Source organism: Mesorhizobium kamtschaticum, from assembly GCF_056174585.1.
This window is the reverse complement of record NZ_CM149691.1, coordinates 2,737,798-2,759,910: the sequence shown is the minus strand read 5'-3', so window position 1 is coordinate 2,759,910 and position 22,113 is coordinate 2,737,798. Positions and strand designations below refer to the sequence as shown.

Below are 22,113 nucleotides of genomic sequence, written 5' to 3'. Positions count from 1 at the left end.
AATCTCCCACCGAAAACGGAAGCGAACGCGGTCGGAGTGAATACCGATCACACCGCTCTCCGGTGATAGTACCGATACCCTCGCTATGCACCCTGTGCTGCCGGTGAAATACCACAGCTGGCTACCTTGCGAGACAAGGGCAAGATCGAGTTGTCCATGATTGCTGGCAACGTCGACAACCGTTACCGAAGCGCCGCCGCCGTTCCAGCGACCGATGGCGATATCCGATTATAGCCGGGGTTCGGCCACGCGATGAGGACTTTCGTCGCAGCCCCGCCACCGCCTGGCCAAACTTCATCTCTGAAGCCGGAGCGACAGAGCTCGCGGTATTGCTCTGCTCCCACAGGGATGATGCAACGGACCTTCTTTGCCTCCTGATCACTCTGGCGAGCACGCTCGGAACACGCCTGTGAGGCCGCTTGCCGGTGGGAGACGACAACTTCGGCCGACTTGCAGTCCAGACTGCCGTTGATCTGCATGACGCGCCTCGACCTGTCGTCGAATATGTATTTGGCTATTTCGCCGACGGCGGCATCGGTTTCCGTCGCATCGGCGTCCACCGCACCGAGCATGCCGAGAGCGGGAATTGCGGCATCGGCGTTCGCAGCAGGTCCCTCGGCCAGGATGTTCGAGATCATCGCGGCAAGCTCGCGCGGCGTCTTTTGCCCGGGAACGTCAATACCGGCCGGGTCGATCCGGACACCATCGAACACGAACTTCAGGATATCGGGATCAAACGTTCTGTAGGAAGTCCTCATCGAATGAGACCCGCGTGTATCAGAGTCTCTCACGCCATAGGGAAGAAGCCGCGCAACGAACGATCGGCGAAGGGGCTGGCTGGTTTCCCAGTAAGCCAACAAGCTTTCTTTACCGCCACCGATTTCCGATAACTGCATCCCGCGCTGTTCCTGTCGAAGAGAGGCGGACATCAAGGGAGGAGAGCCGATCCACAGCGTCAGCCGGTTGGCAGGCGGGGTTCCAGCTTCCCGTATCGATCGGGCGCAACGGGTGAATCCGGTCGCTGCCGTGAACTGGACGTATGCAGTACGCCGCTTCATGCAGTCATCGGCGTCTTCGACGACGATACGCTGATCGAAACGATCCTTGTTGCCGCCCCAGGACGTCGTCACCTGAAACAACCCGGATTCCGCCAGCGCCAGAACCGCTTCATCACCTGAGGAGGACACCCCGATGATATGCAAATGGTAGGGCGGCTTTGACGACGGCGAAGACGTCGTGATCGAGGCGACCTGTCTCCTGTGGTAAGCCCGCAAAACGTCATCGGCTTCAGGCTTGAGGAGAATGGCGGCGGCAACAAGAACGACGACTATGCCCAATGGATAGCCCCCTGTCTTGCGATCGGTGGCCACCAGTCGAACCGCATATATGAAGAGACCCAGGAGTATGGACCAGATCAGAACGACTAAAGGGAGAACAGTGACGGCGAATATGGCCACGCCTTCCAAGCAAGCTATCCCTTTTATCCGCAGTTCCCACTGACGCTCGTGTCCACGAGAACGTGTAGCCTGCGGCGATTACAACCGGGTTAATAGCAGTTGGGAAATGCCTCTCAATCGCCGTCGATGGCGCTGGCAGATCGGGCGAGGCGCGAGCGATTGGCTAGTCAGTCCGCCACCGGCAACCGCCTGATCGTGAACTCGATCAAATCCCCCGGGCGCTCGAACCAGCTTTCGATCTCGGTCCAGTAGGCCTGCTTGGGGAAGCGCTCGAACCATTCCTTGGCCTTGAGCCGCGCGTCCGAGCGCGGCAGGACGAAGGTCTCGCGTAAAAAACCGTCGCGCGGCATGCGTGCGCGTTCGGCACGGCTTTGGTCGAGCCTTTTCTTCAGGCCATCCAGCGGCGGTCTTGCCGGCGTGCGCACGAAACAACTCCTTGCACAGCAGCGCATGACCCCGAAACCGGATTTCGGAAAGGATCATGCGCAAAACCAAAGTGACTTGACCCTGTCCCTCAAGAGATTAGGGATCGCGCCCGGAAAAGACGAGTCTTTTGTCGACTCACCGCCCCGCAACCGGAGACGGCGCTTTGGAACGACCTGAAATACCCGCTGGCCTGCCCGCCGACATCGAAGAGAAGAAGATGAAGGCACGCCTGTGGTTCGAAGCCTTGCGCGAACGCATCTGCGGCGCCTTCGAGCAGATCGAGCAGGATCTCCAGGGCCCGCTCGCCTCATGGTCACCGGGCCGGTTCGAAAAGACGCCTTGGGAGCGTGACCAGGGCAAGGGCGGCGGCGGCACAATGTCGATGATGCACGGCCGCGTCTTCGAGAAGGTCGGCGTCCACACCTCGACCGTCTATGGCGAGTTCTCGCCCGAATTCAGGAAGCAGATGCCCGGCGCCGAGGAAGATCCGCGCTTCTGGGCCTCCGGCATCTCACTGATCGCCCATCCCTGGAACCCCAACGTTCCGGCCGTGCATATGAACACGCGCATGGTGGTCACCTCCAGGCAATGGTTCGGCGGCGGCGCCGATCTGACGCCGGTGCTCGACCGCCGCCGCACCCAGGACGATCCTGACACCGTCGCCTTCCATCGCGCCATGCAATTCGCTTGCGAAAAGAACGCCGACGTCGCCGACCATCCGAAATTCAAGACCTGGTGCGACGAGTACTTCTTCTTAGCCCACCGCAACGAGCCGCGCGGCACCGGCGGCATCTTCTTCGACTGGCTGCATTCGGGCGAGGACAAAGGCGGCTGGAATGCCGATTTCAACTTCGTCCAGGATGTCGGACGCTCCTTCCTCGTCGTCTACGGCCACCTCGTGCGTGCCAACTTCAACGAGAACTGGACCGACGGCGACCGCGACGAACAGCTCATCCGCCGTGGCCGCTATGTCGAATTCAACCTGCTGCACGATCGCGGCACCATTTTCGGCCTGAAGACCGGGGGCAATGTCGCCGCGATCCTCTCCAGCCTGCCGCCGGAGGTGCGCTGGCCGTAACATCAGCCAGAGCAATTCCGTCCGGAATTGCTCCAAATCAAGGACACTGAGCAAGCGGTGCACGATGCTTTGATGCAACCAGACCGGCCCTTGCGTGTTATAGTCTTCGCCCCGCTCACGTCCGGGAATTCAATCTGGAATGGACCGTGAGCCAAAAAAGTGGCGGAGCCTCGATTGGCTCCCCGGAGGAAAAGGAGAAATCCGATGAAGGCATTCCACTGCGGGTCGCTCGTTCCCGGCTGTGACTGGCACACCCGTGCCGACGAGGAAGCCGAAGTGATGCGCCGTGCCGTCGAGCATATGCGCGAGACGCATGGCGAGACCGTTATCCGCGAGACGATGGTCGAGGCGATCCGTTCGCGCATCGAGAAGGTGCGCGACGCCGCCTAGGTTTTGCCCGGCCTTGCTTCGTGGGCGGCGGCCAGTTAACCGCGCCGACGCTCACCATTCGACGAAGCGGACAGACGGTGTTCGCCGCGCCGCCCGCGAGTAGCGTTTGACGCCATCGCGGGCGCGGCGCGAGCCACATTTTTTCAGTCAAAAATCATATTTGCCTCCGCTAAAGTAAACCCTGCGGTAACCGAACCCGTGCCAATGTCACACGGATAATCCGGCTACAGTGGGCTGCCAGAGAAGCCCGTCGCCACCAGGCACTGATCCGGAACGGTGGGGCGAGGTGTTTCGCGCATGCGCGAAAAATCCGGCAATCGATTGGGTTTCCGCACGGCGGCGCCGCTGCTGTGGGCGCTCGTCGGGGCGTCCCCGGCCATTGCGCAGGAAATGACGACATCGTTGGTCGACATCCATCAGGGTTCACCGCTCAGCGATCGCGCGAGGAGCCTGGGCAATGGTGGTTACGAACTGCAGAACGGAACCTTTGTCTCGTTCAACCAATGGTATCGCGCAAGCTGGGTCGACATGCATGTCGACCTTTTGACCCAGATCACCGAGGATACCGGCATCCTTTGGGGGTTCGGGACCGGAGAAGAGGGCGAGAAGTATCGGATCGCGCCCAGCCTCAAGCTTGGGTTCCTAACTCAGATGCATCCGAACCCCAACAGCACGCTTTCCCTGTCGTTCACCGCGACCTTCGGCGGCAAGCTCACCGAAAAGTCCTGCGAGGCCGACTATGGCGATCTGGGTAGCTACAGCGTCAATTGCCGGCTCGCGGCCAGCCAGATGGCGCCTGAGGAAACCTTGAAATATCTGGTTAATGCTAAACCGGAAAGCCAGCATCTCTGGCTGAACTACCGTGTTACTTTCTGATGGCCGCGAGGCTGCAAATGAGGAATTCATCGCCCCGAAAGCGATCGCTCATCCTGGTTCTTGTCTGACTGGAGTAGGAACATGTCGGGTACTTGCATGAAGTTCGGCCTCGCCGCCGCCCTCGTCATCCTCTCAGTGCCATTCGCCTTGGCGCAGGAGGCCCTTGACACCGATGAGATGGCCGCGCTCTGCCACGGTGGCGGATCCATATGCGTGAGCGCGACGATCCCGGCCGCGCCGGCGACGCAGACGGTAAAGAGCTGGATGAGCCCCGATGTCGGCGCCGCATGGGCCGCAGGGTACAAGGGCAAGGGCGTCACCATTACCATGGTCGACGACTTCAGCAGCACGTCGCGCTTCTCCGGCAATTTCGGCCTCGGGGTTCAAACCCAGCGGCACGGTGAATGGACCCGCGAGGAAGCCAGCATGGTTGCGCCCTTGGCGACGATCAGGTCGAAAGACTTCACCACCGGTTCATACGTCCCGCTGGCGAGCGGGCTGAACGTGCTCAATCTGAGCTACGGCATGTACGCCAAGGCCGGCTACAGCTCAAACCAGATCGGCTGGGCACCGGAGGAAGCTTCGATCATCTCCTACGCCACCAAAGGGTTGGCCGTTGTCTCCAAGGCGGCTGGCAACGACTCGGTTGCCGTGGGCGGCGTCACTGGCGGCCAGCAGGATTATCTCGACCTAGCCCTGGTCGGCAAAGCCTCGGCGATCTTCGTCGGCGCGCTGTCGACCAACGGCACGACGTCCAACAAGGCCCAGCTTGCCTGGTATTCCAACTACGCCGGCTCGAACACGGCTGTGCAGAGCCATTTCCTCGTCGTGGGTGTCACTGGCGACAAGACCGGCCTTTACGGCACCTCCTTCGCCGCGCCGATCATTTCAGGGTATGCGGCGATCATCGGCAGCAAATTCACCAGCGCGACGCCGACCCAGATCACCAACGATCTGCTCAATACGGCTCGTACGGATACCTTGGTCAACTACAACCCCTCCGTCTACGGCAAGGGCGAGGCAAGCCTTTCGCGCGCCCTGGCTCCGGTAGCAATCAGATAGGAAGATAGCGCTTCGCTCGATTCGCCGGGTCGCGCAGAGCAGCCTTCGTGCAAAGATCTATGTTTCCAGTGCCTTCGCGGCGCGGTCAAGCAGCGCGCCGCGATCGGGCGCAAACCCCGCTTCGATCCATTCCGCCTCGAGATTCTTGAGGATTTCGCCCAGTTTCGGCCCCGGCGTTGCGCCGAGCGCCGCCAGATCGGTGCCTTTCAGCGGAAACACCGGCTTTTCCCATTTGAGTGCGAAGGCCAGCAGGCGCGAAAAGCCGCCCGCTTCGAGCAGCGCGGCATTGTCTTCGACAGCGCGCACCCGCGCCGCGGCAAGCGACAGTCGCAGCCGATCGACAAACCCTTGCTTGTCGCCGCGATAGAGCCTTTTCGCCAGTTCGCCCTCGGTCGTCTTCGGCTCGACGGCGGTGGAGAGTGCCCAGTGGCGCAAGCGGTCTGATTCCGCAGTCGAAAACCTCAGCCGCTCGGCCAGCATCTTCATACGCGCGGCATCCGGCGGTACGATCGCCGCCAACCGCAGCAGCGGATCCGCCACCCAGCCCAGATCCTTCTCGGCCTTGGTCAGCCCGTGGATGGCATCGATGCCCCATTTCTCGCTTTCCGGCAGCGCGGTGGTCAAAACGCTGGCCTGCCGCATCCAGAGCAGCGCCCGCGACGGGTCGGGCGCCGACAAGAGCTTCTTCAGTTCGGACCAGACGCGCTCGGCCGAGAGTTGGGCCAAGCCCTCCTTCAGCCGGGCGCAGGCCTTCAGCCCCTCGGCGTCCGGCCGGCCATCGCCATACCAGGCGAAGAAGCGGAAGAAGCGCAGGATGCGCAGATAATCCTCGCGAATGCGCGCTTCCGCATCACCGATGAAGCGCAGTCGCCGCGCCTCGATGTCGGCGATGCCGCCGACAAGGTCGACGACAGTGCCGTCGGCCTCGGCGTAGAGCGCATTGATGGTGAAGTCGCGCCGCTCGGCGTCCAGCCTCCAGTCGCGCCCGAACGACACTTTGGCGCGGCGGCCGTCGGTCTCGACATCGGCACGCAAGGTGGTGATTTCATAGGGTTTTCCACCGGCGACCACCGTGATCGTGCCGTGCTCGATGCCGGTCGGCACCGCCTTGAAGCCCTCCGCCTCGGCGCGGCGGATGGTTTCTTGCGGCAAACAGGTGGTGGCGATGTCGATATCGGCGACCGGCTGGCCCATCAGCGTGTTGCGCACGGCGCCGCCGGCTACACGCGCCTCCTCACCGCCTTCAGCCAGGGCGGCAAGCAGGCGCTGCAAATGCTTGTCGGCGAGCCAGTCGGCCCTGCCCGCGATCGAAACACTCACGCATAGAGCCTTTCATAGAGCGTACGGATGATGCCGGCGGTGACGCCCCAGATGCGCCGGTCGCCATAGGGCATGTCGTAGAAGAACCATTCGAGATCGTTCCACATGCGGCTGTCGCGCTTGTGGTTCACCGGATCCATCAGGAAGCGCAGCGGCACTTCGAAGGCGGCATCGACCTCCTCGGCGTTCAAAGTCAGCTGGAAGCCGGGCCGCACGATGCCCAGCACCGGCGCGATCCGGTAGCCGCTGCCGGCGACGTAGTCGGGCATGCGGCCGATGATCTCGATGCGGTCCCCGCCAAGCCCGATCTCCTCGAAAGTCTCGCGCAGCGCCGCCGCCTCCGGGCTGGCGTCGGTGGAATCGATGGTACCGCCGGGAAAGGCCACCTGCCCCGAATGGTTGCGCAGCTTTTCGCCCCGTTTGGTCAGCAAAACCGTCGCCTCGCCGTCATGATCGACCACCGGGATCAGCACCGCCGCATTGCGCAACGCCTTGCTCTGGTTAAGCCGCGGATGACCCGGATTGAAGCGATGGTCGCCATAGTCGTCGCCGGCATGCGCCTGCGGCTGCGCGGCGAAGCGCGCGCGAAAATCCGCCGATGAAAACGGCGCCGGCGATACCTGATCCATCATGCGCTCAGCCGCTTCAGTTGGTCCGCCGGCATGATCGGGAACACGGCGCCCTTCGAGCGCACGGCAAACATCGTCTTGCCGCCGATTTCGATTTCTTCGCCATGCCCGACCAGTTCATACATGACAGGCCGGCCCACCAGCGCCTCCAGCCGGCCGCGCACCAGCACATAGGGTTTCAACCCGCCGGTCTCGTTCTCGTCGACGAAGCGCAGTGGCCGCTCCGGCCCCGCTTCGACCACATCGCCAACATTGGTGCGGAAGGTGATGATCTGTTCGTCGCCACTGCCCGAAACATCCACTTCGACGGCGACGAAGGGCGCGTCGGCGACGCGGATGCCGACCTTTTCCACAGGCGTCACCAGATAGGTCCTGCCGTCGGCGTCCTTGCGCAGCACGGAGGAGAAAAGCTGCACCAGCGGCATGCGGCCAATCGGCGTTCCCAGATAGAACCAGGTGCCATCGGCCTTGATCTCCATGTCAAGATCGCCGCAAAAGTCGGGATTCCAGCGTTCGACGGGTGCCGCGCCCTTGCCGGCACGCGCCGCGCGCGAGATCAGCGCCTCCAGGCCGCTCGCCTCGGTGGCGCTCGTAAGGCTTTGTTCGCGATGTTCGTCGTGTTCCGTCATCGTCACGAAATAGTCACTGTTGTTCCGCTTGTCAGCCTAAGTCTGTGATTTAAGTTCGACCATAGGCGCTACGCGAGGCCGAATCGCGGCAACCTATGATATGATGCGGGCCGGTATTTCCAACCAAAGGGATCGATGCGGCATGAGCGTGATGGTCAAGGAAAGCCCGATCAGCGATACGGACATGGTCGCCGAGGCCGAGAAGGCGCTGGCCGACATTTCCAGGATCCGCGACGGGGTCGGCCGGGTGATCTTCGGCCAGGAGAACGTCGTCGAGCGCACGCTGGTGGCGGTGCTGGCCGGCGGCCATGCGCTGCTGGTCGGCGTTCCCGGCCTCGCCAAGACCAAGCTGGTCGAAACGCTGGGCGTCGTGCTTGGCCTCGATTCGCGCCGCATCCAGTTCACGCCCGACCTGATGCCGTCCGACATCCTCGGCTCCGAGGTCATGGAGCAGGACGACACCGGCAAGCGCTCCTTCCGCTTCATCTCCGGGCCGATCTTCGCCCAGCTGCTGATGGCCGACGAGATCAACCGCGCCTCGCCGCGCACCCAGTCGGCGCTGCTGCAGGCGATGCAGGAATACCATGTCACCATTGCCGGCGCCCGCTATGACCTGCCGGCACCCTTCCATGTGCTGGCAACGCAGAACCCGCTGGAGCAGGAAGGCACCTATCCGCTGCCCGAAGCCCAGCTCGACCGCTTCCTGATGCAGGTCGATATCCTCTATCCCGAGATCGAGGCCGAGCGCCGCATCCTGCTGGAGACCACCGGCATCGAGGACGCCAAGGCCCAGAACGTGCTGCAGCCGGCGCGATTGAAGGAAATCCAGACGCTGATCCGCCGCATGCCGGTGCCCGAAAGCGTCGTCGAGGCGATCCTCACTTTGGTGCGCTCGGCGCGCCCGGGGCAAGGCAATGCCGAGACCGACAAGCATGTCGCCTGGGGCCCCGGCCCGCGCGCCAGCCAGGCGCTGATGCTGTGCACGAGGGCGCGGGCGCTCTACGACGGGCGGCTGGCGCCATCGGTCGACGATGTGCGTGCGCTGGCCGAGCCGGTGCTGCAGCACCGCATGGCGCTGACCTTCGCCGCCCGCGCCGAGGGCACCAGCGTGCGCGATGTGGTGGCAAAGCTCGTGAAAGGAATTTGATGGCGCGCATCGGCGAGGTCCAGGCTCCGGCAGCGACGCGCGACGCGCTCGCCCGTGGCCGGTTGCGGGCTTCGCTTGTGCCCGACCTGCTGGTCGAGGCCCGCCGCATCGTCAACACCGTGATCGCCGGCTGGCATGGCCGCCGCAAGCGCGGCATCGGTGAGAATTTCTGGCAGTTCCGGCCCTATGTCGAGGGCGATTCCTCGCGTATCGACTGGCGCCGTTCGGCCCGCGACGACCACACCTATGTGCGCGACCGCGAATGGGAAGCCGCCCATACGGTATGGCTGTGGGCCGACCCCTCGCCGTCCATGCTCTACAAATCGACCGGCGCCAGCGTCTCCAAGCAATCGCGCGCGCTGGTGCTGGCGCTGGCCATGGCCGAATTGCTGTCGCGCAGCGGCGAGCGCATCGCCTGGCCGGGCCTGACCGACCCGTTCACCGCCCGCAACGGCGCCGAACGCATCGCCGCCCAGTTGATGCATGCCGGCGACTTGCCTGCCAAGCCTGACCTCACAGACATCAGGCGCTTCTGCGACATCGTCATCGCCAGCGATTTCCTCGATCCCGTCGAAGAAACGATGGAGTGGCTCGACGTGCTCGCCCGCCACGGTGTGCGCGCCCATCTGATCGAGGTCGCCGACCCGGCCGAAGAAACCTTTCCCTATGCCGGCCGCACCGAATTCACCGATCCCGAGACCGGCGACAAGCTGACGGCCGGACGCGCCGAGATGCTCGGCGATGAGTATCGCCTGCTCTACACCGCCCGCCGCCAGGAGTTGGCCGGCTGGTGCAAGCGGCTCGGCTGGAGCTTTACCGTCAACCACACCGATCGGCTGGCGTCCGACGCGCTGGTGCGCCTGCACATGGCAATGACCGCCGACGGCGGCTATGCCGGTAGCGGTCGTGCCGGCATGACCGCCAGTGGCGATCAGCCCAGGCCGACCGCCGGTGGCGGTCGTGCCGGAAAGGCGGTCGCATGAGCTGGCTACCGCTCTCCTTTGGCGCCCCCATGGTGCTGTGGGGCCTGCTGGCGCTGCCGGTGATCTGGTGGCTGCTCAGACTGACGCCACCCAAGCCGCAGACCGAAATCTTCCCGCCGCTGAAAATCCTCGCCCGCGTGCTGAAGCGCGAGGAGACACCGCATCAAAGCCCCTGGTGGCTGACGCTGCTCAGGCTGCTGATGGCGGGGCTCATCGTCGCGGCCCTTGCCGAACCGGTGTTCAATCCGCGCGAAAAACTGCCGGCCGAGGGCGCGGCCCTTGCGCTGGTCATCGACAATGACTGGGCCAGCGCCGCCGACTGGAACAAGCGCGTCGCCACCGCCGAGCGGCTGATCAAGGATGCCGGCTCGAACGGCGTACCGGTCATCATCGCCTTCACCGCCGAAAAGGCCAATGCCGAGATCGGCCCCTTCGATGCCGCCGCCGCACTCGACCGGCTGCGCGCCGCCAAGCCGCGACCGATCCCGACCGACCGGCCCGCCGTCTATGCCCGCGTCGCCGGCGTGCTGGAGACCTTGCCCGGCGCCAGCGTCGCCGTGCTGGCCGATGGCCTCGCGGCCAAGGGTGACGAGGCCGCCTTCAACACGCTGTTGTCGAAGAATGCCGCCCGTGTCGTCTGGGCCGTTGCCGACCGGCTTTCGCTGACCGGTCTGACCGGCGCCGACAACCAGGTCGACGGTTTTGCGCTCACCGCCATCCGCGCGCCGGGCGATCCGGCGCCGGCGCAGGTCACCGCCGGCGCCTTCGACGACAAGGGCCGCCGCATCGCCGATGCGACGCTGACCTTCGCACCGGGCGAAGCCACCGCCACCGGCACGATGGCGGTGCCGTTCGAGCTGCGCAACGACTTCGCCTCGATCGCGCTCGACGGTGAGCGCCAGGCGGGTGCGGTGCGCGTGCTCGACGAAAGCTCCAAGCGCCGCCGCGTCGGCCTGTTGTCGCAGGCCGAGGCCGACCAGGCGCAGCCGCTGCTGTCGCCGCTCTACTACATCAGGCGCGCGCTGCAGCCCTTCGCCGATCTGGTCGAGCCGTCGAGCGCCGATCTTGCCGACGCCATCCCGCAGATCCTCGACCAGAAGCCGGCGATGATCATCATGGCCGACGTCGGCACCATTCCAGCGCAGGTCCGGCAAAGGCTGGTCGACTGGGTCGACAATGGCGGCACGCTGGTGCGTTTCGCCGGTTCGCGGCTGGCCGCCGCCGGCAATGATGATGATCTGCTGCCGGTCCGCCTGCGCACCGGCGAGCGTTCGCTCGGCGGCGCGCTGTCATGGACATCGCCGCAACCGGTCACCGAATTTCCCAAGGCCGGCCCGTTCGCCGATCTGGCGCCGCCGACCGAGGTAACCGTGAACAGACAGGTGCTGGCCGAGCCGACACCCGATATTGTCGAGCGCACTTGGGCCGCTCTTGCCGATGGCACGCCGCTGGTCACCGGGCTGAAGAAAGGCAAGGGCACGCTGGTGCTGTTCCACGTCACGCCCGAGGCGACCTGGTCGAACCTGCCGATCTCGGGCAGCTTCGTCGAGATGCTGCGCCGCATCGTCCAGCTGTCGCGCAACCAGGGCGCGGCGATCGCCAATGCCGAAGCCGCCGCCACATCGCTGGCGCCCTATCGCATGATCGCGGCCGACGGCTCGCTGGTGCCGCCGACGCCGGATGCGCGGCCTCTGGTGCCCGGCGCCGGCGCGCTGCCGGTGACCTTCGAGAACCCGCCCGGCCTCTACGGCTCCGAGACCGGCGTCTTCGCCCATAATTTGCTCGATGCTGCCAGCACGTTTGCGCCGCTGGCACGGCCGCAAATCGCCGGGCCGGTCACCACGATCCAATATGCCTTCGACGAATCGCGCAATTTGAAAGGCGCGCTGGTCGCGGCCGCCCTGGTGCTGATGCTGCTCGACACGCTGGCGGTGTTCTGGATGGGCGGCCTGTTTTCGCGCCGGCCGCGCCGTGCCGGCGCGGTGGCAACCACCGCGGCGGTCTTGATTGCGCTTGGCGCGCTGTTCGGCCATGCCGATTTCGCCCGCGCCGACGATGCCAAGCCAGGCGACGATGCGGCCATCGAGGCGATTTCGAAGACCCGCATCGCCTATGTGCTGACCGGCGTGCCGGGCGACGATTCGATCAGCCGCGCCGGGCTCGAAGGCCTGACCCGCTTCCTGATCGAGAAGACGGCGCTCGAACCCGGCGCGCCGGCCGGCGTCGACATTTCGAAGGACGAACTATCCTTCTATCCCTTGATCTACTGGCCGATCGATCCGGCCGCACCCATGCCCAGCCAGGCCGCGATCGCGCGCATCGACGCCTATATGCAGCAGGGCGGCACGGTGCTGTTCGACACGCGCGACCAGTTCGCCAACGGCATCGGCGCCGATTCCACCAGCCCGGCGACCGAGCGGCTGCGCGACATCCTCGGCAACCTCAACGTGCCGCCGCTGGAGCCGGTGCCGTCGGACCATGTGCTGACCAAGTCCTTCTTCATCCTGCCGGAATTTCCCGGCCGCTTCGCCGGCAGCCCGCTTTGGGTCGAGGCATCGCTCGATGCCAGCAATGCCGACAACCGTCCGGTGCGCACCGGCGACGGCGTCTCGCCGATCATGATCACCGCCAATGATTTCGCCGGCGCCTGGGCGGTCGACGAGAATGGCGACCCGCTGCTGCCGACCGTGCCGAACGACCCGATGCAGCGCATCTATGCGCTGCGCGCCGGCGTCAACATCATGATGTACATGCTGACCGGCAACTACAAATCCGACCAGGTGCATGTGCCCATACTGCTCGAACGGCTGGGGCAGTAAGATGAGGCTCCTCGTTGCTCGACTTGAGTGGATCGACCCTCCCTGCAAGAGGGAGGGTAAGACATGAACTGGTCGATCTCCTTCGAACCGCTGATCTCCTGGCCGCTGCTGGCTTTGGTGCTGGTGCCGCTGGCGCTGCTTGCGCTTGTCGGCCTGTGGTTTCGCCAGCGCGGCGGTGTGCTGCGCTTCGTCGCCCTGCTGGCGCTCGCCGCCGCTTTGTTCAACCCGGTGTTCCTCAATGAGGAGCGCGAGCCGCTGAAGAGTGTCGTCGCGCTCATCGTCGACCGCAGCCAGAGCCAGGACATTGGCGACCGCACCAGGCAGACCGATGAGGCGGTGGCCGGGCTGCAGCAGCGTCTTGGCCGCTTCAAGCAGTTCGATGTCCGCGTCGTCGAGGCCGGCAAGTCCGATGCCGCCGAGGAGCGTACCGAAACGCGGCTGTTCGGCGCGCTGGAAGGCGCCTTCCGCGACGTGCCGCCGTCGCGCATCGGCGGCGCCATCATGATCACCGATGGCGAAGTGCACGACGCGCCCCCGAGCGCGCCCGACTTCAACGCCCCGCTGCATGCTTTGATCACCGGCAATGACCACGAGAAGGACCGCCGCATCCGCTTCGAGAACGCGCCGCGTTTCGGCATCGTCGGCAAGCCGCTCGACATGACCTACCGCGTCATCTCGACCGAAAACGAGACCGGCCCGGTCGATGTGCGCGTTTCGGTCAATGGCGAGCAGGTCTCGGTCGAGCATGCAACAGTCGGCCAACCAATGCCGCTGCAGGTGACCATCCCGGGCGCCGGCCGCAACATCATCGAACTCGCCATCGACCGCGAACCGGGCGAATTGACCGACACCAACAACCGCGCCATCGCGCTGGTCGACGGCATCCGCGAGAATCTGCGTGTGCTGCTCGTATCGGGCGAACCGCATGCGGGCGAGCGCACCTGGCGCAATCTCTTGAAATCCGACGCCTCGGTCGATCTCGTCCATTTCACCATTCTGCGGCCGCCGGAAAAGCAGGACGGCACGCCGATCAACGAATTGTCGCTGATCGCCTTCCCGACCCGTGAGCTGTTCGTCGAGAAGATCAAGGATTTCGACCTCATCATCTTCGACCGCTACCAGCACCGCGACGTGCTGCCGATCCTCTATTACGACTACATCTCCGAATATGTCGAAAAGGGCGGCGCGCTGCTGATCGCCGCCGGCCCCGAATATGCCGGCGAGGCTTCGATCGCGCGCACGCCGCTGATGTCGGCCCTGCCGGCGATGCCGACCGGCGAGGTGGTCGAAAAGGCCTTCTATCCGCGGCTGACCGAACTCGGCCAGCGTCATCCGGTGACCCGCGGCCTCGATGGTTCGGCCACCGAGCCGCCGCACTGGAGCCGCTGGTTCCGCACCATCGGCGTGCAGAACCCGCAAGGCGAAGTGGTGATGAAGGGTGCCGACAACCGGCCCCTGCTGCTGCTCGACCGCAAGGGCGAAGGCCGCGTCGGCATGCTTCTGTCCGACCAGGGCTGGCTGTGGGCGCGCGGCTTCGAGGGCGGTGGCCCGCATGTCCAGCTCTACCGGCGCATCGCCCACTGGCTGATGAAGGAGCCGGAGCTTGAGGAAGAGCGGCTGACCGCCGAGGGGCGCGGCATGGTGCTGGAGATCCGCCGCCAGACCATGGCCGACGATCCCGGCCCGGCGCAGATCATCACCCCGTCCGGCAAGACCGTCACCGTCAAGCTCGACAAATCCGAACCCGGTGTCTTCCTCGGCAGCGTCCAGACCAACGAGATCGGCCTGTTCCAGGTCGCCAATGGCGATCTCACCGCGCTCGCCCATGTCGGGCCGGTCAATGCGCCGGAATTCGCCGACGTCGTCTCCACCGAAAACCGGCTGAGGGCGCCAACTGAGGCCACCGGCGGCAGCGTGCGCCGGCTGGCCTCATCCACGGCCCTCGGCAGCGACGTGACCTTGCCTTCCATCGTGCCGGTGCGCTCGGCCGGCGAGGCCTCCGGCAGCGACTGGATCGGCCTGCGCACCACCGACGACAGCGTGCTTAAGGCCGTCTCGCGCGTGCCACTGTTCGGCGGCTTCCTCGGCCTCGGCCTGCTGCTGCTGGCGATGGGTTCGATGTGGTACCGCGAGGGACGGTAACGCGACGCCGTTTTCCTTCTCCCCTTGTGGGAGAAGGTGGATCGGCGCGCAGCGGCGAGACGGTTGAGGGGTGTTCCAGCGGAGTGAGGCGTAGGCGTTCCCTGGAACACCCCTCATCCGACCTCGCTTCGCGAGGCCACCTTCTCCCACACGGGGAGAAGGGAAGAACCCTGCTCTACTCCTCCGGCTCGGTCGTGAACAGCAGCGGATAGCCCTTGGCCTTGCCGGCGTCGGTGGCCCGCGTCGCCTTCGTCTCGGCGACATCCCTCGTGAACACCGCGACCACACAGACACCGAGCCGATGCGCGGTGATCATGACGCGGTGCGCCTGGTCCTCGCTGAGCTTGAACTCGCCCTTCAGCACCGTCACCACGAATTCGCGCGGCGTGAAATCGTCATTGATGAGGATGACCTTGTAGAGCTTCGGCCGCTCGGTCTGCGGCTTGACCTTGGTACGCGGTTTTGTGGTGATTTCAGGCATCGGAACCGACAGTTTCGCGATCGGGCTTCACCGCGCATTTTGCCACGGGCGGCAGCGATCGTCCATTTTGATTGGCGTGCGGACCACCGGCGGGGGAGCCCGGTCATTCACAATCATGTGGGGAATTATCGGTCGCGGTTCAACGGCCCTGACGGCCGAAGACACGGTGATGCGCGGCGGCATCCGCCCGGCGCTCCAACCACGCCGCGATCGGCCATCCGGCAACGCAGACCAGCGTCACGGCAAGGAGCACGATCAGCAGCCACGCCTGGACAGGCGTAATGTAGTCCCAGTTGCTGGAAATTATCGGCGCGAACAGCGACGGTTCGGTGCGGCCACTGGCCGGGTCGGGCACGGGGCTGGCGGTAAGCAGAATCAGCGCCCTGGCGACACCGGTGGCCACGAGGCCGCCAATCACCATGGAACGCAAAATGGACGAAAGCCGCTTCTTCATGCGGATTGTCCTACATGGCCGGCGTTGAAAACGGGTAAATGCGATCGAGGTGGCTGGCTGTGAGCCCGCCGGTGTTCAGCCGCTCGATCGGGTGCCTGGCAGAAGGCCGCCCCAGCCAGTTGCGGCTGGAACGGCCTTGATAGAACTGACCTCGAAACCGATCAGGGCTTCTTCTTCGGAGCCGCCTTCGGAGCAGCCATCGGGGCGGTCTTCGCGGGGGCCTTCTTGACCGGGCACTTGTGCTTCTTGGTCACCTTGCAGACGGCCTTCTTGGCGACCTTCTTCGGAGCAGCCTTGGCCGGAGCGGTGGTCGTCGCGGCAGCAGCCGGAGCAGTGGTCGTGGTGGCGGCAGCAGCCGGGGCAGCGGTCGTGGTGGCGGCAGCGTTGCCGAGAACCGGCATCGAGAAGGCGAGAGCGACGGCGAGACCAAGGGCGGACAGGAGGGGCTTTTTCATGGCTTCGTTTTCCTTTTTATGCGGGTCGATTTTGAGTGTCACTGAACTGGGTCGTTCGGTGTCACTCCAAGCAGCTTCAAAGCGTTGGCGAGCATCCGGATGCCCTGCGCCTGTTTCTTGGCGGCACAGTACCGGTTGCCCTTCCTCTGAAGTGCCTTTGCCGCGGTGACCTGCGTTGCCGTGGCATGGGTTTCGAGGGCTTCATCAAATTGGTGGCTGAGATTGGCGCACCGTTCGCTCCGGGTGAGCGGCGCCTTTGCGTCCGACTGGCCGACAGCGGCAGTGACCAGGCCAAGGCCCAGCAACGCACCCAACAAACTGATCGACAAGCTTGGCATCGGTTTTTCCGTGAACCCGGAGATAGCGTCGCAGCCGATAACCTGACCGCCACGGCACCGTTATGCCGCCCTACCTTTTCAGGAGTTTTTCCCGATTGTAGAATTTTGTTTCTGGATTGTGTCTGGCCGGAGCGCCGCGAAGAGGCCATAGCTTTCCATGTGGAGAAGGCGGAATTCATTCTCCCTTGAAAAGCAAGGCACTGGCCAACATATGGCCCGAATTCTATCGTGTGGCTCACCAGCCAGAATACTGGCCGGCAATCGAGACAGGGCACCCCGTGAAATCCGACGCACACATACTGATCGTCGACGACGACAAGGGCATCCGCGACCTGCTTCAGGAATTCTTCCAGAAGCGGGGGCTGCACACTTCGGTTGCCGCCGACGGCACCGAGATGGAGGCCATCCTGCGCCGCGCGCAGGTGGATCTCATCGTGCTCGATGTGATGCTGCCCGGCAAGAGCGGGCTGGAACTGTGCCGTGACCTGCGCGCCCAGTATACGACGCCGATCATCATGCTGACCGCCGTCACCGAGACCACCGATCGCGTGGTCGGCCTGGAGATGGGCGCCGACGACTATGTGCCCAAACCCTTCGACCCGCGCGAACTGCTGGCTCGCATCCGCGCCGTATTGCGGCGCAATGGCGCCGCCGAGCCGAAGCGCGCCACCACCAAGCAGATCTACCATTTCGCCGGCTGGACGATGGACTGTTCGCGGCGCCGGCTGACGGCGCCCGACGATGTCAGGGTCGAGCTGACCATGGCCGAGTTCAACCTGCTGCAGACCTTCGTCAAGAGCGCCCAGCGCGTGCTGACCCGCGACCAGCTGATCGAACTCTCCGGCGGCGACAGCGACTATTCCTTCGACCGCAGCATCGACATCCTGGTCAGCCGGCTGCGGCGCAAGATGGAAGATGACCCCGAAAACACCGAAACTGATCCTGACGGTGCGCAGCGGCGGCTACCAGTTCCTGCCCGAGACAACCTTCGAATGAGACGTTTCCTGCCGCAGACCTTGCCTGTCTGGGTGCTGCTGATCGTCATTGCCGGCCTTTTGATCAGCCAGGTCGCGACCCTCTACATCGTGTCGCGCGACCGCGCCGCCGCCAACGATGTGGTCGATCTCTATCGTCTCAACGACCGCGCCTTCTCTTTGGTGCAGCTGATGAGCAACGCCACGCCCGAGGAGCGCAAGGCAACCGCGGCAGGCCTGTTCAACGCGACCTATGCCCTCACCGTCTCGGACACGCCCGCCGTCACCTCCTCGATCGCCGGCGACGACGAACTGGCCGAACTCGAGGACATCCTTGTCGGCCGGCTGTCGAAGTTCGGCGTCACCGACGCGCGCGTGCGGCGCGATCCGGCGACGCGCGAGGCCGACGACGCCAGCACCGTATCCGGCCCCGATATCGGCCAGGTCGAGCGCGACCTTCTGGTGCTGGCCGCCGACTTCGCCCAGAGCGACAAGCTGACGGCCTCTTTGCGCTTCGCCGACGGCCAGTGGCTGAACTTCACCGAGCCGATCACGCCGGTCGGCCCGATCCTGAGCTTCGACAGCCTGCCGCTCTATTCGCTGATCGCCGGCCTGGTGGTGATCATGTCGATCTGGTCGCTGCGCCGGTTGACCGCGCCCTACCGGATGATGGAAACCGCCGTGAACCGGATCGGCAAGGATTTGAAGAGCCCGCCGATCGCCGAGTCGGGCAGCCGCGAGGTGCAGGCTGCAGCCAGGGCAATCAACGCGATGCAGACGAGGCTACGCGAATATGTCGAGGACCGCGAACATCTGGCCGCGGCACTCGCGCATGATTTGCGCACGCCGATGACGCGCATGCGGCTGCGGCTCGAACTGTTGCGCAAATCGGCGGTTCGCGAGGCGCTGGCGCATGATCTCGCCGATGTCGAGAGCATCGCCAGTTCCGTGATCGACTTCGCCACTTTCGAGGTGAACGAGGAAAAGACCGAGCGCATCGATTTCTGGTCGTTCGTGGAATCGATCGCCGACCCTTATCCGGAGGTCTCGTTCGACAATGACGACACCCGCTCACGCGGCCTGATCTGCATCGCTCGACCGGTGGCGCTCAGGCGCTGCGTCACCAATCTGGTGCAGAACGCCGTCACCTACGGCAAGAAGGCGCATCTCAGCCTGCACCGCTCGGACGGCACCATCACGCTCACCATCCGTGACGAAGGACCGGGCATACCGCAGGCCCAGATCGACGCCGTCTTCGGCTCCTTCGTGCGCCTGGAACAGTCCCGCAACCGGCAGACCGGCGGCCTCGGCCTCGGCCTCACCATCGCCCGCAACATAGCGCGCGCCGCCGGCGGCGAGATCCGCCTGTCCAACCATCCGCAGGGCGGATTGCTGACGGAGCTACGACTGCCGCTGGCGGCGTAAGGCTACCCAGAACAACAGGCAGCTTCGGTGGCCCCTGCCTCGCCTGCTCTGACTTTAAATATTTGGGACGTGTTCCGTTTCCACCGAAAGACATCGGCGACAAACACCGCCGGTGAGGCGACCTGCCATCACGACCGAAGACGCCACCGCCGAGCGGGACGTTCAGAACAGCCGGCAGGTAATTGGCACGCCGTTGCTGAAATCACTAACGTTAGCTACAAGTACCTGATGAGGCGTTTCGCTACATAGACGTGAGCGGCATCGATGAAGCAGTTGAAGACTGCGTTATTGTTGGGTGCGGTTTTGAGCTTTTGCATGGGCGTGCCGTCTTTCCCGGCTAGTGCGGACCAGGCAACCGAGGCTCGACACGGCGTCGCTGTTGAGTTTGAAGGTATCCAATGGTCCGTCGAGCATCATGGCGCCAATGTAAGATTGCAATGCCAAACTGACGCATGCGGAGGAAAGACTGCACGGTGCCAGCTGATGATTTTCAGCAGCCACCCAGATGAATCGGCCGGCGCAGCGGAGATCCGCTTCAACAATAATGTGCTCGCAGAGACGCAAGCGAGGGGCTATGACGTCATTGTAGTTGACGAACCTGCGACCCATGACGTTGGGAACAGGATTGCCGGATTATCCTCATTGCGACTCAGCAAACAGGGCAAAAATCCAACGCGGCTATGGACCGCTCAAGTCAATGCCGCGTTCGGTATAACCGGCTTGGCATGTTGGGGGCCAGAGAGCAAATACGCTTCTGAACTTCCCAATTGGATGTCGCTGCTTCAGCACATGTCGATCCCAGGACAACGTTGAGGAACGTGATGGGCTGCTGACGAGCGGCAAAGATGTAGTCGATAGCGAAGTTCACCTTCGCAGCACCGCGCTCAGCACATCCCTGATACCGATGGCGCCGACGAAGCGCGACTGGTCGTCGAACAGCGCCACGGGGGCGGTCTGCGAGCGGTGCATGGCCAGCATCACGGTTTTCAGCGAGGTGCCCGGATTGGCCCAGAACACTTGCGCTGCTTCCTCCGGCTGGGCCTCGACATCGGCGCAGGACACCCACACCGCCGGCTTGCCGTCGCGTTCGGCCGCTGCCACCAGCCCATGCTCGTCGATCTTGAAGCGCGTCGTCTTGCGCCGGTCGAGCCACACCCAGCCATTGTCGCCGTGATCGAGGTCGCGGCTGTCGCGCATGACGTTCCAGGCGGTGAGCACCGACAGCGGGTTCACATTGGCGATGAAGTCGCGGACGTAATCGTTGGCGGGGCGCAGCACGATGTCTTCCGGCGCGCCGGTCTGGACGATACGCCCGCCTTCCATGATGGTGATGTGGCTGCCGATCTTCAGCGCCTCTTCCAGATCGTGGCTGACGAAGATGATGGTCTTCTTCAGTTCCGCCTGCAGCTGCAGCAATTCGTCCTGCAGCTTGGTGCGGATCAGCGGGTCGAGCGCCGAGAACGGCTCGTCCATCAACAGGATCGGCGCCTCGGTGGCAAAGGCCCGCGCCAGACCGACGCGCTGCTGCATGCCGCCCGACAGTTCGTGCGCATATTTCTTCGACCACTGGTCGAGATTGACCAGCTTGAGCTGCTTGTGCACGCGCTCCTTGCGCTCGGCCTCCGGTACGCCGGCGAGTTCGAGGCCGAGGCCGACATTTTCCTCGACCGTGCGCCATGGCAGCAGGCCGAATTGTTGGAACACCATCGCCACCTGCTTCTGGCGCAGCCGCCGCAAGGTGGCCTGGTCGCAGGTCACGACATCGACGATCTTGTCGCCGTCCTTGACCAGCACCTGGCCACGCGACACCACGTTGAGCCGGTTGACCGCCCTGAGCAACGTCGACTTGCCGGAGCCTGACAGGCCCATCAGCACCGAGATCTCGCCCTCGTGCACGGTGAGGCTGGCGTCGGCGCAGCCCAGCACATTGCCGGTCTTCTCGAGAATTTCGGCGCGCGTGGCGCCCTTGTCGATCATCGCCAGCGAGCCGGCCTGGTCGGCGCCGAAGACGATATCGACGTTCTTGAAATCGACGGCGACGGTCATTTCTTGCCTCCAACGCCAATGCGGGTCATTCGGTCGAGAACGATGGCGAGCACGACGATGGCGAGTCCTGCCTCAAGCCCAAGATCGATGCGGCGCGAACCAAGCGCGCGGTTGATTTCGGTGCCGAGGCCGCCGGCGCCGATCAGGGCCGCAAACACCACCATCGACAGCGACAGCATGATCGACTGCGTCAGGCCCGCCATGATGGTGGGCAGTGCGGAGGGCAGTTCCACCTTCCACAACAGCTGGCTCTTGGTGGCTCCGAACGCCTCGCCGGCCTCGATGATCGACTTAGGCACCGAAACGACACCCAGATGCGTCAGCCGGACCGCGGTCGGAATGACGAAGATGATGGTGACGATGAGGCCGGGCGCATTGCCGAGGCCGAACAGGGTCAAGACCGGGATTAGGTAGACGAAGGTCGGCAGCGTCTGCATCAGGTCGAGCACCGGCAGCATGATGCGGTAGACCTTCGGCTTGTGCGCCGCCCAGATGCCAAGCGGCACGCCGATGGCCATGGCCATGGCGGCGGCCGCGACGACCAGCACCAGCGTCTGCACGGTCTGCTTCCAGAGGTTCTGGTTGATGATGAAGATCAAGCCAAGGAAGACGCCGATGGCGAGCGGCCGCGACCGCTGCAGCAGCCAGGCGATAACAGCGATGACCAGCGCCAGCGGCACCGGCGGCACCATCAGCAGGATGTTGACCAGCCCGTCGAGCAGGAAATTGAGGCCATTGGAGAAGGCCCTGAAGATGGTGTCGAAATTGTCGGTCAGGAAGCCGAAGAACGCCTTTCCCCAGGCGCCGATCGGGATTTTGTGATCGACCATGAATTGCGAAATCGGATCCATCTCACCCCTCTTCGTCCAGGAGCCGTCCTGCTCTCGGCTCGCGCAACGTCATCTTGTCACAGGATATGAAAAAGGGCAGCCTTTTCTAAGATGGCTGCCCTTCCTGGTTCGGCTTTGCCGAATTCAGTCGG

Annotated in this window: 21 protein-coding genes and 1 pseudogene; 11 read left to right on the top strand and 11 right to left on the bottom strand. The window is 64.2% G+C overall.

Annotated features, from left to right (window positions below; genetic code table 11):
* Nucleotides 1–182: 182 nt before the first annotated feature.
* Together AC0V7N_RS13495 and AC0V7N_RS13490 are read right to left on the bottom strand one after the other, a co-directional pair.
* Complete coding sequence (locus AC0V7N_RS13495) at nucleotides 183–1,466, bottom strand: hypothetical protein (RefSeq protein ID WP_475458198.1); 1,284 nt, start codon at nucleotides 1,464–1,466, stop codon at nucleotides 183–185.
* A gap of 158 nt (nucleotides 1,467–1,624) precedes the next feature.
* Nucleotides 1,625–1,882 carry a hypothetical protein gene (locus tag AC0V7N_RS13490; protein WP_027030665.1) on the bottom strand — a complete coding sequence of 86 codons (258 nt, stop codon included), beginning with the start codon at nucleotides 1,880–1,882 and terminating at the stop codon, nucleotides 1,625–1,627.
* Nucleotides 1,883–2,046: 164 nt separating this feature from the next.
* On the opposite strand from AC0V7N_RS13490, the gene hemF reads away from it, so the two are divergent.
* The 4 genes from hemF to AC0V7N_RS13470 all read left to right on the top strand — a co-directional run bounded on the left by hemF (nucleotide 2,047) and on the right by AC0V7N_RS13470 (nucleotide 5,289).
* The gene (hemF, locus tag AC0V7N_RS13485; RefSeq protein WP_475458196.1) at nucleotides 2,047–2,961 is read left to right on the top strand and encodes an oxygen-dependent coproporphyrinogen oxidase; all 915 of its coding nucleotides are present in this window, start codon (nucleotides 2,047–2,049) and stop codon (nucleotides 2,959–2,961) included.
* Nucleotides 2,962–3,165: 204 nt separating this feature from the next.
* Nucleotides 3,166–3,351: a DUF1059 domain-containing protein gene (locus AC0V7N_RS13480; protein ID WP_095201919.1), complete on the top strand. Its 186-nt coding sequence runs from the start codon at nucleotides 3,166–3,168 to the stop codon at nucleotides 3,349–3,351.
* A 297-nt stretch (nucleotides 3,352–3,648) separates the two neighbouring features.
* On the top strand, nucleotides 3,649–4,227 hold the full coding sequence (locus tag AC0V7N_RS13475) for a hypothetical protein (RefSeq protein ID WP_475458193.1): 579 nt from the start codon (nucleotides 3,649–3,651) through the stop codon (nucleotides 4,225–4,227).
* A gap of 81 nt (nucleotides 4,228–4,308) precedes the next feature.
* Nucleotides 4,309–5,289, top strand: coding sequence for a S8 family serine peptidase (locus AC0V7N_RS13470; RefSeq protein ID WP_475458191.1), 981 nt, complete (start codon nucleotides 4,309–4,311; stop codon nucleotides 5,287–5,289).
* 57 nt (nucleotides 5,290–5,346) lie between these two features.
* Here AC0V7N_RS13470 and AC0V7N_RS13465 read toward each other — a convergent pair whose 3' ends face one another.
* The 3 genes from AC0V7N_RS13465 to AC0V7N_RS13455 are packed head-to-tail and all read right to left on the bottom strand — an operon-like array spanning nucleotide 5,347 to nucleotide 7,867.
* On the bottom strand, nucleotides 5,347–6,609 hold the full coding sequence (locus tag AC0V7N_RS13465) for a CCA tRNA nucleotidyltransferase (RefSeq protein WP_475458189.1): 1,263 nt from the start codon (nucleotides 6,607–6,609) through the stop codon (nucleotides 5,347–5,349).
* Nucleotides 6,606–7,238 (bottom strand): CoA pyrophosphatase, encoded by a 633-nt coding sequence (locus AC0V7N_RS13460; protein ID WP_475460311.1) that lies wholly within the window; start codon nucleotides 7,236–7,238, stop codon nucleotides 6,606–6,608. Before AC0V7N_RS13460 ends, AC0V7N_RS13465 begins: the two co-directional genes overlap by 4 nt.
* Nucleotides 7,238–7,867, bottom strand: coding sequence for a DUF1285 domain-containing protein (locus AC0V7N_RS13455; protein ID WP_475460309.1), 630 nt, complete (start codon nucleotides 7,865–7,867; stop codon nucleotides 7,238–7,240). The genes AC0V7N_RS13460 and AC0V7N_RS13455 overlap by 1 nt, the downstream gene beginning before the upstream one ends.
* 142 nt (nucleotides 7,868–8,009) lie before the next feature.
* Between AC0V7N_RS13455 and AC0V7N_RS13450 the strand changes: the two genes are divergently transcribed.
* The 4 genes from AC0V7N_RS13450 to AC0V7N_RS13435 all read left to right on the top strand — a co-directional run bounded on the left by AC0V7N_RS13450 (nucleotide 8,010) and on the right by AC0V7N_RS13435 (nucleotide 14,958).
* On the top strand, nucleotides 8,010–9,014 hold the full coding sequence (locus AC0V7N_RS13450) for an AAA family ATPase (RefSeq protein WP_475458187.1): 1,005 nt from the start codon (nucleotides 8,010–8,012) through the stop codon (nucleotides 9,012–9,014).
* Complete coding sequence (locus AC0V7N_RS13445) at nucleotides 9,014–9,997, top strand: DUF58 domain-containing protein (RefSeq protein ID WP_475458185.1); 984 nt, start codon at nucleotides 9,014–9,016, stop codon at nucleotides 9,995–9,997. The genes AC0V7N_RS13450 and AC0V7N_RS13445 overlap by 1 nt, the downstream gene beginning before the upstream one ends.
* Complete coding sequence (locus AC0V7N_RS13440) at nucleotides 9,994–12,816, top strand: DUF4159 domain-containing protein (RefSeq protein ID WP_475458182.1); 2,823 nt, start codon at nucleotides 9,994–9,996, stop codon at nucleotides 12,814–12,816. Before AC0V7N_RS13445 ends, AC0V7N_RS13440 begins: the two co-directional genes overlap by 4 nt.
* 63 nt (nucleotides 12,817–12,879) lie before the next feature.
* Nucleotides 12,880–14,958 carry a hypothetical protein gene (locus AC0V7N_RS13435; RefSeq protein WP_475458180.1) on the top strand — a complete coding sequence of 693 codons (2,079 nt, stop codon included), beginning with the start codon at nucleotides 12,880–12,882 and terminating at the stop codon, nucleotides 14,956–14,958.
* A gap of 175 nt (nucleotides 14,959–15,133) precedes the next feature.
* On the opposite strand, the gene clpS is transcribed toward AC0V7N_RS13435, so the two are convergent.
* From clpS to AC0V7N_RS13415, 4 genes are all read right to left on the bottom strand, one after another.
* Nucleotides 15,134–15,439 carry an ATP-dependent Clp protease adapter ClpS gene (gene clpS, locus AC0V7N_RS13430; RefSeq protein ID WP_027044011.1) on the bottom strand — a complete coding sequence of 102 codons (306 nt, stop codon included), beginning with the start codon at nucleotides 15,437–15,439 and terminating at the stop codon, nucleotides 15,134–15,136.
* A 139-nt stretch (nucleotides 15,440–15,578) separates the two neighbouring features.
* Entirely contained in the window at nucleotides 15,579–15,893 is a 315-nt protein-coding gene (locus AC0V7N_RS13425; protein ID WP_027044010.1) for a hypothetical protein, read from the bottom strand.
* Between the two features lie 161 nt (nucleotides 15,894–16,054).
* Nucleotides 16,055–16,348, bottom strand: coding sequence for a hypothetical protein (locus tag AC0V7N_RS13420; protein WP_475458178.1), 294 nt, complete (start codon nucleotides 16,346–16,348; stop codon nucleotides 16,055–16,057).
* Between the two features lie 38 nt (nucleotides 16,349–16,386).
* Nucleotides 16,387–16,686: a hypothetical protein gene (locus tag AC0V7N_RS13415; protein WP_019860700.1), complete on the bottom strand. Its 300-nt coding sequence runs from the start codon at nucleotides 16,684–16,686 to the stop codon at nucleotides 16,387–16,389.
* 278 nt (nucleotides 16,687–16,964) lie between these two features.
* On the opposite strand from AC0V7N_RS13415, the pseudogene AC0V7N_RS13410 reads away from it, so the two are divergent.
* The 3 genes and pseudogenes from AC0V7N_RS13410 (at nucleotide 16,965) to AC0V7N_RS13400 (ending at nucleotide 19,898) form a co-directional block, all read left to right on the top strand.
* Nucleotides 16,965–17,682: pseudogene (locus AC0V7N_RS13410) on the top strand (response regulator).
* Complete coding sequence (locus AC0V7N_RS13405) at nucleotides 17,679–19,085, top strand: ATP-binding protein (protein WP_475458175.1); 1,407 nt, start codon at nucleotides 17,679–17,681, stop codon at nucleotides 19,083–19,085. The pseudogene AC0V7N_RS13410 and the gene AC0V7N_RS13405 overlap by 4 nt, the downstream one beginning before the upstream one ends.
* A gap of 264 nt (nucleotides 19,086–19,349) precedes the next feature.
* Nucleotides 19,350–19,898 carry a hypothetical protein gene (locus AC0V7N_RS13400; protein ID WP_475458172.1) on the top strand — a complete coding sequence of 183 codons (549 nt, stop codon included), beginning with the start codon at nucleotides 19,350–19,352 and terminating at the stop codon, nucleotides 19,896–19,898.
* 51 nt (nucleotides 19,899–19,949) lie between these two features.
* Here AC0V7N_RS13400 and choV read toward each other — a convergent pair whose 3' ends face one another.
* Together choV and choW are read right to left on the bottom strand one after the other, a co-directional pair.
* Nucleotides 19,950–21,131: a choline ABC transporter ATP-binding protein gene (choV, locus tag AC0V7N_RS13395; RefSeq protein ID WP_475458170.1), complete on the bottom strand. Its 1,182-nt coding sequence runs from the start codon at nucleotides 21,129–21,131 to the stop codon at nucleotides 19,950–19,952.
* Entirely contained in the window at nucleotides 21,128–21,982 is an 855-nt protein-coding gene (gene choW / locus AC0V7N_RS13390; protein ID WP_475458168.1) for a choline ABC transporter permease subunit, read from the bottom strand. The genes choV and choW overlap by 4 nt, the downstream gene beginning before the upstream one ends.
* Nucleotides 21,983–22,113: the final 131 nt, after the last annotated feature.